The sequence below is a fragment of the Euzebyella saccharophila genome, assembly GCF_014855495.1.
Classification (GTDB): Bacteria; Bacteroidota; Bacteroidia; order Flavobacteriales; family Flavobacteriaceae; genus Euzebyella; species Euzebyella saccharophila.
The window spans coordinates 251896-267613 of the sequence record NZ_JACYFJ010000002.1 but is presented as its reverse complement, the minus strand read 5'-3'; the positions used below and the strand labels follow the sequence as shown (position 1 = coordinate 267613).

The 15718-nt window shown below is 37.6% G+C and carries 18 protein-coding genes; 12 read left to right on the top strand and 6 right to left on the bottom strand.

From position 1 onward, the window contains the following. The 8 genes from hisD to hisIE all read left to right on the top strand — a co-directional run bounded on the left by hisD (position 1) and on the right by hisIE (position 7136). The gene (gene hisD / locus IL355_RS07610; protein WP_192461582.1) at positions 1 to 1287 is read left to right on the top strand and encodes a histidinol dehydrogenase; all 1287 of its coding nucleotides are present in this window, start codon (positions 1 to 3) and stop codon (positions 1285 to 1287) included. A gap of 12 nt (positions 1288 to 1299) precedes the next feature. Next, positions 1300 to 2346, top strand: coding sequence for a histidinol-phosphate transaminase (hisC, locus tag IL355_RS07605; RefSeq protein WP_192461581.1), 1047 nt, complete (start codon positions 1300 to 1302; stop codon positions 2344 to 2346). Continuing rightward, positions 2343 to 3479, top strand: coding sequence for a bifunctional histidinol-phosphatase/imidazoleglycerol-phosphate dehydratase HisB (hisB, locus tag IL355_RS07600; RefSeq protein WP_192461580.1), 1137 nt, complete (start codon positions 2343 to 2345; stop codon positions 3477 to 3479). The genes hisC and hisB overlap by 4 nt, the downstream gene beginning before the upstream one ends. An 81-nt stretch (positions 3480 to 3560) precedes the next feature. Then, entirely contained in the window at positions 3561 to 4151 is a 591-nt protein-coding gene (hisH, locus tag IL355_RS07595) for an imidazole glycerol phosphate synthase subunit HisH (RefSeq protein ID WP_192461579.1), read from the top strand. Positions 4152 to 4222: 71 nt separating this feature from the next. Next, positions 4223 to 4948 carry a 1-(5-phosphoribosyl)-5-[(5-phosphoribosylamino)methylideneamino]imidazole-4-carboxamide isomerase gene (hisA, locus tag IL355_RS07590; RefSeq protein WP_192461578.1) on the top strand — a complete coding sequence of 242 codons (726 nt, stop codon included), beginning with the start codon at positions 4223 to 4225 and terminating at the stop codon, positions 4946 to 4948. Positions 4949 to 5074: 126 nt separating this feature from the next. Then, on the top strand, positions 5075 to 5830 hold the full coding sequence (gene hisF, locus IL355_RS07585; RefSeq protein ID WP_192461577.1) for an imidazole glycerol phosphate synthase subunit HisF: 756 nt from the start codon (positions 5075 to 5077) through the stop codon (positions 5828 to 5830). Between the two features lie 92 nt (positions 5831 to 5922). Next, positions 5923 to 6522, top strand: a complete 600-nt coding sequence (locus IL355_RS07580; RefSeq protein ID WP_192461576.1) for a GNAT family N-acetyltransferase — start codon at positions 5923 to 5925, stop codon at positions 6520 to 6522. Between the two features lie 14 nt (positions 6523 to 6536). Continuing rightward, positions 6537 to 7136, top strand: a complete 600-nt coding sequence (gene hisIE / locus IL355_RS07575) for a bifunctional phosphoribosyl-AMP cyclohydrolase/phosphoribosyl-ATP diphosphatase HisIE (RefSeq protein ID WP_192461575.1) — start codon at positions 6537 to 6539, stop codon at positions 7134 to 7136. 17 nt (positions 7137 to 7153) lie between these two features. Here hisIE and IL355_RS07570 read toward each other — a convergent pair whose 3' ends face one another. From IL355_RS07570 to IL355_RS07560, 3 genes are read right to left on the bottom strand one after another with little or no spacing between them, the layout of a single operon-like run. Then, entirely contained in the window at positions 7154 to 7876 is a 723-nt protein-coding gene (locus tag IL355_RS07570) for a head GIN domain-containing protein (RefSeq protein ID WP_192461574.1), read from the bottom strand. 52 nt (positions 7877 to 7928) lie between these two features. Beyond that, positions 7929 to 8111 (bottom strand): hypothetical protein, encoded by a 183-nt coding sequence (locus tag IL355_RS07565; protein ID WP_192461573.1) that lies wholly within the window; start codon positions 8109 to 8111, stop codon positions 7929 to 7931. Next, positions 8111 to 8770 carry a hypothetical protein gene (locus IL355_RS07560; RefSeq protein ID WP_192461572.1) on the bottom strand — a complete coding sequence of 220 codons (660 nt, stop codon included), beginning with the start codon at positions 8768 to 8770 and terminating at the stop codon, positions 8111 to 8113. Before IL355_RS07560 ends, IL355_RS07565 begins: the two co-directional genes overlap by 1 nt. A 423-nt stretch (positions 8771 to 9193) precedes the next feature. Between IL355_RS07560 and IL355_RS07555 the strand changes: the two genes are divergently transcribed. From IL355_RS07555 to IL355_RS07545, 3 genes are all read left to right on the top strand, one after another. Continuing rightward, entirely contained in the window at positions 9194 to 9709 is a 516-nt protein-coding gene (locus tag IL355_RS07555) for an ester cyclase (RefSeq protein WP_192461571.1), read from the top strand. A 143-nt stretch (positions 9710 to 9852) separates the two neighbouring features. After that, positions 9853 to 10419 carry a Crp/Fnr family transcriptional regulator gene (locus IL355_RS07550; protein WP_192461570.1) on the top strand — a complete coding sequence of 189 codons (567 nt, stop codon included), beginning with the start codon at positions 9853 to 9855 and terminating at the stop codon, positions 10417 to 10419. Positions 10420 to 10470: 51 nt separating this feature from the next. Further along, entirely contained in the window at positions 10471 to 10941 is a 471-nt protein-coding gene (locus tag IL355_RS07545; protein WP_192461569.1) for a DoxX family protein, read from the top strand. Here IL355_RS07545 and IL355_RS07540 read toward each other — a convergent pair. The 3 genes from IL355_RS07540 to IL355_RS07530 are packed head-to-tail and all read right to left on the bottom strand — an operon-like array spanning position 10928 to position 13048. After that, entirely contained in the window at positions 10928 to 12016 is a 1089-nt protein-coding gene (locus tag IL355_RS07540; RefSeq protein WP_192461568.1) for a hypothetical protein, read from the bottom strand. The two genes, IL355_RS07545 and IL355_RS07540, sit on opposite strands and share 14 nt — an antisense overlap. Further along, the gene (locus IL355_RS07535; RefSeq protein ID WP_192461567.1) at positions 12000 to 12542 is read right to left on the bottom strand and encodes a hypothetical protein; all 543 of its coding nucleotides are present in this window, start codon (positions 12540 to 12542) and stop codon (positions 12000 to 12002) included. Before IL355_RS07535 ends, IL355_RS07540 begins: the two co-directional genes overlap by 17 nt. After that, on the bottom strand, positions 12542 to 13048 hold the full coding sequence (locus tag IL355_RS07530; protein WP_317175479.1) for an RNA polymerase sigma factor: 507 nt from the start codon (positions 13046 to 13048) through the stop codon (positions 12542 to 12544). The genes IL355_RS07535 and IL355_RS07530 overlap by 1 nt, the downstream gene beginning before the upstream one ends. Positions 13049 to 13306: 258 nt before the next feature. Between IL355_RS07530 and IL355_RS07525 the strand changes: the two genes are divergently transcribed. Continuing rightward, positions 13307 to 15712 carry a TonB-dependent receptor gene (locus tag IL355_RS07525; RefSeq protein WP_192461565.1) on the top strand — a complete coding sequence of 802 codons (2406 nt, stop codon included), beginning with the start codon at positions 13307 to 13309 and terminating at the stop codon, positions 15710 to 15712. Positions 15713 to 15718 lie beyond the last annotated feature (6 nt).

Below are 15718 nucleotides of genomic sequence, written 5' to 3'. Positions count from 1 at the left end.
ATGAACAAGATATATAATCCGGACCGGAGTACTTGGGGTGAAGTTTTAAAAAGACCCACGCAGACCTTAGCGGATATTGAAGGTACCGTAGAAGCTATTTTTAAGGAAGTAAAAGAAAATGGTGATCAAACACTTCAAAAATATACCGAGAAGTTCGATGGAGTTTTGGTTGATAACCTAATGGTTATAAAAGAAGAGATTACGGAGGCAAGTACTGTTATTTCTGAAGACCTAAAAAATGCCATTCAACTGGCGAAAAAGAACATTGAGGCTTTTCATCAAGCACAGGCTACCAACAAAGTTTCTTTAGAAACGGCTCCCGGTGTTCAATGTTGGCAGGAAAAAAGACCGATACAAAAAGTGGGGCTTTACATTCCTGGAGGTACGGCTCCTTTGTTCTCAACAATTTTGATGCTGGCCATTCCTGCAAAAATTGCAGGTTGCAAGGAAATTGTTTTGTGTTCTCCTCCAAATAAAGAAGGAAAAATTCACCCTGCAATTCTTTATACGGCCAACCTTTGTGGGGTTACCCAAATTTTTAAGGTTGGTGGTATCCAAGCGATTGCCGGGATGACTTTTGGTACGGAAAGCATTCCCCAAGTCTATAAAATTTTCGGACCTGGTAATCAATATGTTACCGTTGCTAAGCAATTGGCCACCAAATATGGCGTGGCTATAGATATGCCTGCAGGTCCCAGCGAGTTATTGGTATTGGCAGATGATAGTGCCAATGCTTCATTTGTTGCTTCTGATCTATTGAGCCAAGCGGAGCATGGCGTAGACAGTCAGGTGATTTTGGTCTCTACTTCGAAAAAAATGATTGAAATGGTGGAGAAAGAGGTGGCTCTACAATTAGAAAAACTTCCGAGGAAGGACATTGCCCAAAAAGCCATTGACAATAGCAGACTTATCTATGTTTCCGATGATGAAACGGCTGCAAAACTTATTAACGAATACGGGCCAGAGCATTATATCGTGTGCGTAGAAAATGAGAATTATTTTATTGATCAAATTCATAATGCCGGTTCGGTCTTTATTGGTAATTATACTCCTGAAAGTGCGGGAGATTATGCTTCGGGCACCAATCACACCTTGCCTACCAACGGGTATGCCAAACAGTATAGTGGAGTAAATTTGGATAGTTTTATGAAGAGTATGACTTTTCAAAAAATATCGGCAGAGGGTATACAAGAAATTGGCGAGGCTATAGAATTAATGGCAGCTGCCGAAGGTTTGGAAGCGCATAAAAATGCCGTAACCTTGCGACTAAAAAGTCTAGCAAAATAATTAGAAAGGCAAATGAGCTTTAGTTTAGAAAATATCACAAGGGAAAACGTAAAAGGTCTAAAACCCTATTCCTCTGCACGTGATGAATACGTGAGCGATGGCTCGCGAATGATTTTTTTGGATGCCAATGAGAATCCGTTCGAGAATGGCGTAAACCGGTATCCCGATCCGCAGCAACGCAACTTAAAATCCGTGTTGGCAGAACAAAAAAAGATCCGTACGGACCAAGTTCTCTTAGGAAATGGTAGCGATGAAGTTTTGGACCTGTTGTTCCGCGCATTTTGTGAGCCCGGTGAGGACAATATCATCACTTTGCCACCCACTTACGGTATGTATAAGGTACTGGCGGATATCAATAATATTGAAAATAGGGAAGTACTACTAACTGCCGATTTTCAACCACATGTTTCGGAAATCTTGAACAAGGTAGATGAGAACACAAAGATGATTTTTATCTGTTCTCCCAACAACCCAACGGGGAATAGTTTTAAGACCGAAGCCATCGAAGCATTGCTAAAGAATTTTGACGGTTTGGTAGTTGTGGATGAGGCCTATATTGATTTTTCCAATCAGATGTCGTGGACAAGCAGATTGGAGGATTTCGGGAATTTAGTCGTAACCCAGACCCTTTCAAAAGCCTATGGAATGGCAGGTATTCGCTTGGGAATAAGTATTTCTTCCAAAGAAATCATTTCTGTTCTGAACAAAATTAAGCCCCCTTATAATGTCAATGAGCTTACCCAGGCACATGCCTTGAAACGGGTTTCCAATCCCGCAAGAATTCTATCCGAAGTAAATGAAATTTTGGAGCAGAAAAGGTTGTTATTGAGCGTACTGCCCAAAATTGATTTTGTAACGGAAATCTATCCTTCTGACGCCAACTTTATACTTGCAAAAGTTGATGACGCCACCAAGCGCTATAATGAATTGTTGCAATTAGGTGTTGTTGTTAGAAACAGAAGTACGCAACCACTTTGTGAGAATACATTAAGGTTTACTATTGGGACAAAAGATGAAAATATTAAGCTGGTAACAGCACTAAAAAGTTTGAGTAAATGAAGAAAAAAGTACTCTTTATTGACCGTGACGGTACCATCATAAAAGAGACGGTAGACGAACAAATAGATGCCTTTGACAAGATGGTGTTCTACCCCAAGGTTTTTACTTGGTTGGGTAAAATTGCCAAAGAACTGGATTATGAGTTGGCCATGATAACCAATCAAGACGGTTTAGGTACCGATGCCTTTCCTGAAGATACTTTTTGGCCCGTACATAACTTTATAATGAAAGCCTTTGAAAACGAGGGGGTTGTTTTTGACAAAGTTTTTATAGATAAGACCTTTCCTCATGAGAATGCCAATACAAGAAAACCAGGTACTGGCTTGCTAACGGGTTATTTTTCAGATGAATACGATTTGGAAAACTCTTTTGTCATTGGCGACCGGTTGACCGATATAGAATTGGCCAAAAACTTGGGCGGAAAAGGAATATTTATCAATGACGAAACCCATTTGGGAACAGGTGAAATCACCGTAAAACGTGAGGAGCTGAATGATTATATCGCCTTGGAAAGTAATGATTGGCAGAAGATTTATGAGTTCTTAAAACTGAAGGACCGCACGGGAAGCATCCGAAGAAAAACCAATGAAACCGATATTTTCATTGACCTTAACCTAGATGGTACCGGAAAAAGCGATATCAAAACGGGGCTCGCATTTTTTGATCATATGTTAGATCAATTGGCCAGACACGGACAAATGGATTTGACCATTAAGGTAGATGGCGATTTAGAGGTAGATGAACACCACACTATTGAGGATACAGGAATTGCCCTTGGTGAGGTTTTTGCCCAAGCTCTTGGCAATAAATTAGGTATTGAAAGATATGGTTTTTGCTTGCCCATGGATGATTGCCTTGCCCAAGTGGCTATTGATTTTGGAGGAAGAAATTGGTTGGTTTGGGAAGCTCAATTTAACCGTGAAATGGTGGGGGACATGCCTACTGAAATGTTTCATCATTTCTTTAAATCGTTCACTGATGGGGCCAAGGCCAATCTTAATGTAAAAGCCGAAGGCACTAATGAACACCACAAAATAGAAGCGATTTTTAAGGCTTTCGCCAAGTCCATAAAAATGGCCGTTAAAAGAGATACTGAAAAAATGGTGCTTCCCAGTACCAAGGGAATGCTTTAAACAGTTGTGAGCATTGCGTACAAAGTATTTGGTTTATAATATTTGCTCTGTACTCATTACTCGATACTCAATACCAAATAAATGAAGATTGTAATTATCAATTACGGCGCTGGAAATATTCAAAGTATAAAATTTGCCATTCAACGCCTAGGTTATACGGCCGTTTTGAGTGATGATCCAGAAGAAATTAAAAGCGCGGACAAGGTCATTTTTCCAGGTGTGGGGGAGGCCAGCAGTGCCATGAAAATGTTGAACGCTAGTGGTTTGCAAACCTTGATTCCCGAATTAAAACAGCCTGTTTTAGGCATTTGTTTAGGAATGCAGCTTATGTGTAATAAATCTGAAGAAGGCAACACCACCGGATTAGGTATTTTTGATGTGGATGTAGTTCGCTTTTCAAAAAATGTAAAAGTTCCACAAATTGGTTGGAACCAAATAACCTCATTAAAAAGTGGACTTTTCGATAAAGTTGACGATAAAGAACACATTTACTTGGTACATAGTTTTTATGCTCCGCTCTGTGATGAAACCATTGCCACTTCGGAATATGATGTGGCCTATAGCGCCGCTTTAAAAAAGGACAACTTTTATGGGGTTCAGTTTCATCCAGAAAAAAGTAGCGAAGTGGGCGCTCAGATATTAAAAAACTTTTTAAGCCTAGAATCGAATTAGTGTTTTCATAATCAATTTCTTGCATTTCACAGTTTAACTAGAAGCAACGAACAACGAAAAAGTACCAAAACATGAGAATAATCCCGGCCATAGATATCATCGAAGGTAAATGTGTTAGACTTTCCAAAGGAGATTATGATACGAAAAAAGTATATAATGAAAACCCTTTGGAAGTGGCAAAAGCCTATGAAGACCATGGCATTGAGTATTTGCACTTGGTAGATTTAGATGGTGCAAAGTCCAAACATATTGTCAATCATAGAATTCTGGAACAGATTGCTGCCAAAACCAGTTTGAAAATTGATTTTGGGGGCGGGCTAAAATCCGATGAAGACTTACGAATAGCATTTGAGAGCGGTGCCAATCAGATAACTGGTGGCAGTATAGCCGTTAAAGATCGTAGCACTTTTGTCAATTGGTTACAAAAATACGGAGCGGATAAAATTATCTTGGGCGCCGATGCCATGGACGAAAAAATTGCCGTTTCGGGTTGGCAAGAAGAATCCAAAGAAGAACTTATTCCCTTTATTCAAAGCTATCAAAAAGAAGGAGTTTCCTATGTTATTTGTACCGATATTTCTAAGGATGGGATGCTTCAAGGTCCGTCTTTTGAACTCTACAAAAGAATTTTGGGCGAGTGTGAAGAGGTGAAATTGATTGCTTCTGGTGGAATTTCAACTTTTGATGAACTTCCAAAATTGGCGAAAATGGGTTGTGAGGGCACTATTATCGGGAAGGCCATCTATGAAAATAAAATTTCTTTGAAGCAATTGGAAGGATTTGTTTTGGAGCATTAAGCTTAAAAATGAAGAAAAAACACTTTAGGTGTGCGACTAGATTTCAAATTTGTTATTAATTTGGGGGCTTTTGGATTAAAAATCGGTTGTTAAAACCATCCCTCTCCATAAATTAGAAGAGAAACAATGCTGGCAAAGAGAATTGTACCTTGCTTGGATATTAAAGACGGAAGAACGGTAAAAGGAGTCAATTTTGTTGACCTTCGTGATGCAGGTGACCCCGTAGAACTTGCTGAAATCTATAGCAAAGAGGGAGCGGACGAGTTGGTTTTTCTAGATATTTCCGCTACTGAGCAAAAACGAAAAACCTTGGCAGACCTTGTTTATAGGGTCGCAGAAAAAATAAACATTCCTTTTACCGTAGGTGGTGGAATTTCATCTGTGGAAGATGTAGATGTCCTGCTTCAAAATGGAGCCGATAAAGTTTCCATCAATTCATCGGCAGTAAAAAATCCGAAATTGATCAATGATTTGGTGGCTAAATTTGGTTCGCAATGTATTGTGGTGGCCATTGATGCCAAGCAAATAGAGGGGGAATGGATTGTGCACTTGGTTGGAGGAAAGGTACCCACGGAACGCAAGTTGTTTGAATGGGCAAAAGAAGTGGAAGAGCGTGGAGCCGGAGAAATTTTGTTTACATCCATGGACCACGATGGTACCAAAGATGGTTTTGCAAATGAGGCCTTGGCCAAACTTTCCCAGGAGTTGAATATACCAATAATAGCTTCGGGAGGAGCAGGGAAAGTAGTGCATTTTACAGATACATTTAAAGAAGGAAAGGCAGATGCGGCATTGGCTGCCAGCGTTTTTCATTTTAAGGAAATAGGTATTGGAGATTTAAAAAAGGAATTACAGGAAGAAGGAATTCCCGTTAGGATATAACCTTAATTCCCAAGCCAGATGCACTTTTTAAAAGTGGTAACTTGAGCATTATTGGGAAAGTTTATCCTGATGATTAAGTAAAAAGAATACAATTGATAAAAGCAACCAAAGAAGACAGAGACTTAGTGGTAGACATCTTAATGGACGCCTTTGAACCCATTCATGATGACAGTTCTATCAATTTTGTAGTAAAGCAAGATGCCAAGCGAAAGCAACGTATGCGTGTTTTGATGGAATATTTATTTGATAAGTCATATCGTACTGGCTACGTGTGTATTTCCGATAATAGGGCCAGCTGTCTTTTACTGACCTATAGTAACCGAGACACATTTTCATTTAGCAAATTATTCTCTACGTTACGGTTAGCTTTTAAATGTATAGGTATTGAAAGGGTATCAAAGGTATTGGAAAGGCAAAAGGTCATTCAAAGAAATTATCCGAAAACTCCGTACATCCGCCCCATGATTTTTGCGGTTAAACAAGAATACAAAGGAGGGGTCACCGCTCCCAAATTAATATTGCAGGTTTATAAGGAGTTTAGGGATACCAAACTTCCGGTAATTGTGGATGCCGCCAATGAAAATAATGTAAAGCTGTACCAAAAATTCGGACTCAGCATTTTTAATAAAGAAGAGAGTTTGGGCTTTCCCATTTATCTTATGAAAATGGAAGGTGTACCCCAACATATTTAAAAGAGAAGATTGTAATGAAGATAGATTTTGACAAGGATGCCAATGGATTGGTACCCGCCATTATTCAAGATGCACAGACCAAAAGTGTTTTGATGTTGGGGTATATGAATGAGGAAGCTTACAAGAAAACCATTGAAACCAAAAAAGTCACTTTTTATAGCCGAAGCAAAGAAAGATTGTGGACCAAAGGGGAGGAAAGCGGTAACTTTTTAAACCTTGTTGACATTAAGGTGGATTGTGATAACGATACCCTTAAAGTGATGGTCAACCCAGTAGGGCCTACTTGCCACACAGGTACGGATACCTGCTGGCACGAAGAAAATGAAGCCAGCTTTGGTTTCTTTTCTAAATTGGAAAATGTTATCGCCCAAAGAAGAACTTCGGCAGATTCTGAAAAGTCTTATGTGGCTTCATTATTCAAAAAGGGCATTAACAAAATAGCCCAAAAAGTAGGGGAAGAAGCTGTAGAAACGGTCATTGAGGCCAAAGACGATAATGACGATTTGTTTTTATACGAAAGTGCCGATTTGCTTTTCCATTATCTAATACTCTTGCAAGCCAAAGGGTTCAGCTTAAAAGATATAGAGGCAGAATTGCAAAAACGGCACAAATAGTTATAAAGAGTCTATTTTTAGTTTCGGTTTTTTAACCTTGAAGCCCCTTTAAGTTCCTTGTGATACGTAACTGCATCGCCCTTGTAGTTGAGTACACTTGCTCCAGATGCTTCAATATCTATGGATTCTGAAACCGTTAAAAAAGCCTCGCTTGCCCCACTGAGGTCTATATTTAGTCGTTTTGCAATAAGATCATAGTCCCTCATATCACTTGCGCCTGACAAGTCTACATATAGTGATTCAATATTACCAAAAAGGTCTGCCTTGGATGCGCCTTTCATATCTACTTCAAAATGGTTGGATAGGATTTCGCCCCTAATTTCAGAAGAACCTGAAAGGTCTATCTTGGCCCTATCCACTTCCCAAGCATTTTCCATGATTACTGTAGAGGCCCCTTTTAAATCCATATCATCTAAATAGCTGGTGGTTATATAGGCCTTTAACGTGGCATTTCCTTTAATGGTGGTAAACTTTTTGAGTTTTATACTTAATTGGTCGCCTTCCCTAGTAACAATAATTCGGTCATGCAAATTGTCATTTGCTTCAATAATAACCTGCTCTTCCGTATCCGAAAAAGTGATGTAAACATCAAACGCATTACCTACTTCCAATCCGTTAAAACCAGACATGGTTAGATTCCTTGTGGTGATTTCATCGTCTGCCCGAACATGTTCATAATCACATGAAGAGAAGGTCAATAAAACTCCGAACGCTAATAAAATAATTGATTTTGTTTTCATTTTTTTTGATTGATTTATAATTTCTTGAACAGAAATGAAGGTGATTAAATTTTTAAGGAGTATCCAATTGTTCCCGCATTTTAAGGACTGGAATCCATTGAAAGTTAATTGGCGACCAATCGTTTGATAATAAATCGGTTGATTTCAAAAACACCTGATTGTTTTTACTGAAGACATGTCTAGTTTCAATTACATCATGGCAGTGTACGCATCTTTTACTAAATTTAGTTTTCATTATATTTTCTTTTTATACCGATTTCTACCCATATTAAAAATTCCCATTTTTATACCTATGTTGGCCGTAAAACCATTAATTCTATCGATGGGACTGGGTTCTAATTCAATTATACTGCTGAACCTATAAGTTACGCCCGCCTCTAATTGAACATACCTACTAAGATTGAACAAGGCACTAACTCCAGGCTCAATAACAAAAACAGCATCTATGTCTTCTTCCGATATCTCTGGGTCATAATCTTCATCGTAGTCATTTTCAATATATCCTACCGCACCTCCACCTATGAGTACCGGAAAAGAAAGGCTAACGATGCTCTTACTAAAGAAAATAGGCTCTAAATGTAAACCTCCATAAACAGCAAAAAGATCTTGTCTTCTATTATTTCCAGTAAAAATCAGGTCTTGACGTGAATAAATAGTATTTGCTGCAAAACCAACCTCAAATTGTTGATTGGCAACATAGGCAAGTTTTAATCCTGCAGCATAGGTAGGCTCATCCTCAATTTCTCCAACACCTAGATTAAAACCTAGATATATACCATGAACTATATTATTACGATCATTGAACTCTATATAATTATCCTCTTGATCCTGAGAAAAGAGTTGTTGGTTGCCAACAAGTAAAAGAAGTAGAAGGGAATATTTAAAAAATTTCATAATTGACTATTATTTTGATTGATCAGTTTAATAGACAACATACATTCTAAAAAGTTGCACCTAGAGGAATATTTTTTTTTAATTTCGAAGAAATAGTTATACAAGGTGATTTTTTTACATAAATAGTTTGAACGATTTTCAGTGATAATAAAATTTTAAGTTCTCGAGCACATTTACGAATTAATAAGTTTTTTATTACATTTATTTTAGCTTAATTTTACGATAGAAACCGACTATTCTTAATGAATGTACAAAATGGTGTATTTCACACATTTATTTATACTAAACTACCTGAGAAACACGTTTTTATGCTAACTTGAATAACGTTTGGTATAAATACCGAATGTATTTAATGGCAAAAGTTCCCTACCTTCATTTCCCCCAGAACAGTTTGCCGGCTAACCAACTTGCAAACCCTCTGATATGAAACCATGTTTTTGGCTTTACGGCCTATTAACTGTAATCCTATTTTCCTGCAAAGAAGAACCTCAAAATAACGGTTCACTTGTTATGAATTCAACATCTCCAAATTTGGAGCGGATCATAAACGATTACGAACAATGCTGGAACAACAACCAAACAGAATCCTTCAAATGTCTTTTAGCAAAAGACTTTAAGCGTTTTTCAAATGGAAAACTAGAAGCAACTAATTATGAAGAGCTTACGGCGCTTGTAAATTCTTTACATGATATTATTCCTGATTTTCATACAGAAGTAAAGGATTTGGTCATTCAAGACAATAAGGCTTTTTATAGGTGGGAGTGTACAGGGAGTTTTGATGAAAATGGAACCACTAACCGTAAAAACACAATCAACGGTTTTGCTGTTATCACATTTAGTGAGGATGGCCTTATACATAGGCATGAAAATTTTTATGATTCAATAGAGGCATTTTTGAGGCTAAAAACTCCAACAAAAGGAGAAATGTTATTGCATTAAAGTAATCTGAATTTCAATTTTAAAGATCTTACCCTGTCAACGAAATTATCTACAGAACAACCATGAATTGGTTATAAATTCATAAAACAAACCATATTTGCTAGTTATACAAGTAAGTAAACATATTACTAAGTGTTTGGCGGATGTGGAGAATTAAAGAATTGTTTGAAAAAATATCAGAAGTGCCCGATGAAGATTGGGCTTTTTTTATGACTAGGGTAGAAAAGAAAACGTTCTCAAAGAAAGCCGCCATTATAAAAAAAGGAGAAATTGAGAACTATATCACCTATATAGAAAAAGGATCTATGAGGTACTATATTCCAAAAGAGACAGACGATATCACCTTTGGGTTCAGACATCAAGATCAGTTTTCCAGTGCATACGATTCTTTTGTTACAAGACGCCCAAGTAAATATACCATTGAGGCTATGGAAGATTGTATTTTATGGTGTGTTGATTACCATAGTCTACAACAAGTATATGATAGGACCAGAGTGGGTAATACTATTGGCAGGCTAATTGCCGAACACAATCTCGTTCTAAAATGGAACCGAGAACTATCTTTTCTAGACCAATCTGCTGAGGAAAGGTATTTGGACATATTTAATAACAGACCTGAATTAATCCAAAAAGTTCCACTAAAATATTTAGCGTCCTATATAGGTGTAACACCTCAAGCTTTAAGCAGAATCAGGAAACGTATTTCTTAACCGAGGTTCATTGTTGTGGCCAAATTAGATTACGAAATTTGTGCTCACTATATGAAACCATTAATTGTTTTACTTTCTGTTTTTATCATCACTGTTCTTATCCTTAAAATGATTCATGGAACAGACAATTTTCCTCTAGCGGGTAGAATTGCTATGTCCGTAATGCTGATTTTTACCGCTATTGGTCATCATGTGTATACGAAAGGAATGGTGATGATGATTCCTAACCCCATACCTTATAAAGTAGAATTGATATACCTTACTGCAGGCCTACAAATACTTGCGGCCGTAACCCTTATAATACCAAGGTTTACAGTGATTACCGGTTGGTTGCTTATAGCATTTTTCTTGCTTCTTTTTCCTGCCAACATAAAGGCTGCTTTTGAACACATTAATTACGAAACGGCACAGTATGATGGAAAAGGACCTGAATACCTTTGGATTAGAATTCCTTTACAAATTCTGTTTATTATTTGGGTCTATATATGCGCCATTAAACCATTTTCCATTAGAATTCCTTGATAAGAACCAATCCTTTTTTTCCGGTAATATTGATCTCTCCTTGAATATTGCTACCATAACTTGCACTAATTTCCCTTAGTTTTTTTCCTTTGTCCAACATATTGGAAGAGACATTCTCAAAGGACTTGGGCAATCTGACCAAGCCTTCTTCTAAGACTGCCTTAAATGAATGCGAAAAGTTATTTACGTTTATGTTTACCTCGGAAGATTCTTGATCTACGTTAATTTGAGTTTCGGGTGCAATTACTTCATCTACTCTTAAATCTGCAACCCGCATATTTAAGTCTGCATAGGTCCTTAATCTCGTTAATTGCAGATTGGTAAATTTTAAGGTACCGTACAGGCTTCCAACTTCAGAAATAACAACTTCGTCCTTATTGGAATGAAGCTCCATTGAAGTTATTTTTTGAACATCAATTTCACTGCCATTGGATTTAACATGTAGACTTTTGGAATCTTCCATGTCCAAGGACCCGTTGGTAAGTTCAAAATTTCCGTAATTAATATTTCTTGCTTTTATTTCGCCATATTGAATGCTAAGGTCGGCCTTATTTAAGTCATCGTTCAACCACATATCTCCGTGTTCAACTTTAGCCTTTAAAACGCCTTTCCAGCTTTCCACAAATACATCCCCAAATTTATTGGAAATATCAAGTTCCGCTTTTGTAGGCAAATACACCTTAAAGTCTATTTTGATGGTACTTTTATCCATATCAAAAGGATTGGCCTTCTCAAAAAGTTGATTGAAAAAACCGGTATCCTTTTCTAAAACTTGATAGGAAACGGAAACATAATTTTCACTATTTCTCAAAACCGGTTTTATTCTTTTGAGCATCTCCCTAGCTTCTTCCTTCTTTTTGTTTTCTACTGTTATATCCATGGAAATGAACAGCTCTTCTTTTTCCCAACCATAGACCTTTATGTCCCCATACTTGTTCTCAATATTAAGCGCCCCAGAATTGGTAAAACTGTACGTTTTTTCCAATTTCTTAGTGACTTTTTGTTGGGCGAAAGTAATTCCCATGATTCCAAAAATGGCAACAAAAACCCAAATTTCCCTATAACGTGTAGCCATACTCCTCTTCTTTAATTTTGGTATCGTTCAATTGCTTCAATAGATTTTCAATAAGCTCAATTCGCTTTTTATAATTGGCAACAATTGCCTCTAATATCAACTGATTATCTAAATTATGCTGCATTTCTTTTCGCAGTTCATTATACTCTTGGTCCAATTCATCCATAAAGGATAAAAACTCCTGTTTTTCTCTATCTGTAAGTTGACCGTTTTTTTCAATAAGTTGTACTTGATAAGAAACAAGGCCTTGGTAATGACGATCAATATCCTGCAGCTCCTTGGAGGCGTACATGGCGCTCTCACTACTGGTACCTTTCATAAATGAAATTCCCAAAAGGGCACCTGCTCCCAAAAGAATACATATGCTTGCGGCAACCTTAAATATGGATTTTCTCCAAAGAGGTATCACCTTTGGTTTTGAATCCGGAAGGCGAGATTCTATATTCGCCCATATTTTGGAGCGATCTGCCACATGTACATCAAACTCCTTTCTTCTTTCTTTTATATTTTTTTCAAAACTGTCCATCACAAATTTTTTATGATATCAATTAATTTTTTTTTCGCCCTGTGGTATTGGGATTTGGATGTAGAAGAACTAATCCCCAGTACTTCACCAATTTCCATATGGTCATAGCCTTCCAATAAATAGAGGTTAATAATTTGCCTATACCCGTCAGGCAGCTTATCTATCCCTAATTTTACCTTGGTAACTTCTACCGCTTCCATCACTTCCTCCGGCGCATCATCCGATAGATGAAATTCATGCTCATCCATTGGTGTTACTGGAATTCGTTTCAACTTTAAATGGTTAATGGACTTATTGATTACTATACGTTTAAGCCATGCGCCAAAAGTACTCTCATACTTGAAGCTCTCTAAATTCTTAAAAGCTTCCACAAAGCTGTCCTGTACTACATCTTCCGCATCTTCCTTAATTTTCAAAAACCGCATACCAACATTGTACATGGCATCTATGTAGAGCTCGTACAGTTGATACTGCGAGTTTCTATCACCTTGCTTGCTTTTCTCCACAAGAGATTTATGTGTAAAACGAATATTGGTTTCCAACTAAAACAGAATGGCTGTTAGTACAAAAGTTACTGTTCTCTCTTAAAGACAATACTAAATTTTAAAGGTTGCACTGCCCACAAAAAAAAATGTAATGAATATAAACTTACTAAAACCAACTCGCTATGATCACTGAATTATTCTATAAAAATTTGTCCTTCATGCAACCTGTGAAAATTTCATCTGTCCATAAGGGTGTTCATTAATCAAAAAAGTATAAGCATGAAAACAAACAACAAAGAAGGGTTTTTTGACCAAATCAAAAGATACCTTCTTCTCTTTTCTTTTTTAATAGCGTATATCTCCTATGGTCAAGAGAGTTTTACCTTAAACGGAAGTATTACGGATAGTACAAATGGCGAAACCCTATTTGGTGCTTCCGTGTTTTTAGAGGGAACTACCATTGGCGCCATTACCAATGAATATGGCTTTTATTCTTTAACCGCACCAAAGGGTAACTATACGCTATTAATAAGTTATATGGGGTACAATAGTAATAAGAGGGAATTAATTTTAGATAGTAATCAAAAACTGGACTTTGAATTAGTGGAGTATTCCACAGAGCTGAAGGAAGTTGTTGTGACGGCTGATGAACCCGAAATGGCCGTTTTGAGAAAACCTGAAATGAGTGTTTCCAAAATGAACATTGCTACGGTTAAACAAATGCCCGTAGTATTGGGTGAAGTAGATATTCTAAAATCGCTACAGATGCTACCCGGGGTCACCAACAATGGGGAAGGAAGTGGTGGTCTGCATGTTAGGGGAGGGGCCCAAGATCAAAATTTAGTCCTACTGGACGAGGCGATAATTTATAATACGTCACATCTTTTTGGGTTTTTCTCTGTTTTTAATGCAGATGCCATTAAGGATATGAAATTATACAAGGGAGGTATACCTGCGCGATTTGGCGGCAGGGTCTCTTCTGTATTGGATGTACGGCAAAAGGACGGCAACAATAAAAACTTTGCTTTAACAGGGGGAATTGGAGCCATATCAAGCAGATTAGCGGCTGAAGGTCCTATTTTTAATGACAAAGGTTCCTTTTTAGTAGCTGGAAGAACTTCCTATGCCCATTTGTTTTTAATGCTTGCGGGCGAGAAAAATAGGGCAAGTTTTTACGACTTAAACCTCAAGACCAATTATGAAATAAATGAAAATAACAAACTCTTCCTTTCGGGATATTTTGGAAGGGATGTTCTAAAGTTTGGGGATGTTTTTGATAGCAGTTATGGCAACTCTTCCGGAAACCTTCGATGGAACCACATTTTTAACGAAAGGCTATTTTCCAATATGTCCGCTATTTATGGTAGATATGATTACAATATTGGTTTTAACAGTGAGGATTTCGAATGGTTGGCATCTATTGACAATTACAATTTAAAGTACGACCTCAAGTATTATTTCAACGATAGCTTTAAGTTGGACTTTGGTGCCAGTGCTATATACTATGAATTTGATCCTGGCAGGTTGGAGCCTACTTCAAATGAATCGGCTATCAATCCGTTAAAATTAGACATGAAAAAAGCACTGGAGAGCGGCTTGTATGTAAATGCGGAACATAAGTTAACCGATAAATTATCTGCCCAATATGGACTTCGTTTTAGCCTTTTTAATAGAATGGGCGGTCAAGCACTAAATGACTATGAAAATAACCTTCCCGTTGTATACAACTCTAGGCTGGGAATTTACGAAGAGGGAAATGTTTTAGGGGAAACCAATTATGAAAAGGGAAATTCAATTGAAACATTTCATAATTGGGAGCCTAGGGCATCTTTAGCGTATCAGCTAAATGAAAATTCTTCAGTAAAGGCCGGGTTTTCTAGGGCTGCCCAATATATTCATCTTCTCTCAAATACAACCTCTGTTACTCCGGTAGACGTTTGGACCCCCAGCGGCAGATATGTAAAACCACAATTATCCAATCAATATGCCTTGGGATATTTTAGAAACTTTAAGGATAAAAAATACTCCATGGAAGTGGAGGGGTATTATAAAACCGTAGATAATAGAATTGATTATATAGATGGTTCTGAACTCATTGGACAAGAAGCTATTGAAACGCAAATATTAAATGGCGAATCCCGAGCTTATGGATTGGAATTATTGGTGCGAAAAAATGAGGGCAAGCTTACCGGATGGTTGGCGTATACCTTGTCCAAATCTGAGCAAAGAACTCTTGGAGGTAGCGCTGGAGGATTGGGAATCAATGCTGGAGAATGGTACAGGACACCTTATGATCGCACTCATGATATTTCTCTTGCCGCTAGTTACTATTTAAACGAAAAATGGAGTTTTGGCGGTAATTTGGTTTTTCAAACGGGTAGACCGGTTACATATCCTAATGGTCAGTATACCTATGAAGATATTTCCGTGGCCAGTTACGCCCCTAGGAATTCGGACCGTTTGCCCGCCTATCATCGTTTGGACCTTTCTTTAAATTATAAACCGAACAAAAAACCTGACGCCGCTTGGAAAGGGGAATGGGTTTTAGGTATTTACAATGTTTATAACAGAAAAAACGCCGCGTCCATTTCATTTGGTCAAAACCGGGAAACAGGTGCTAATGAAGCTACCAGAACTGCCATTTTCGGAATAGTTCCATCCCTTACTTACAACTTCAAATTCTAAAACATT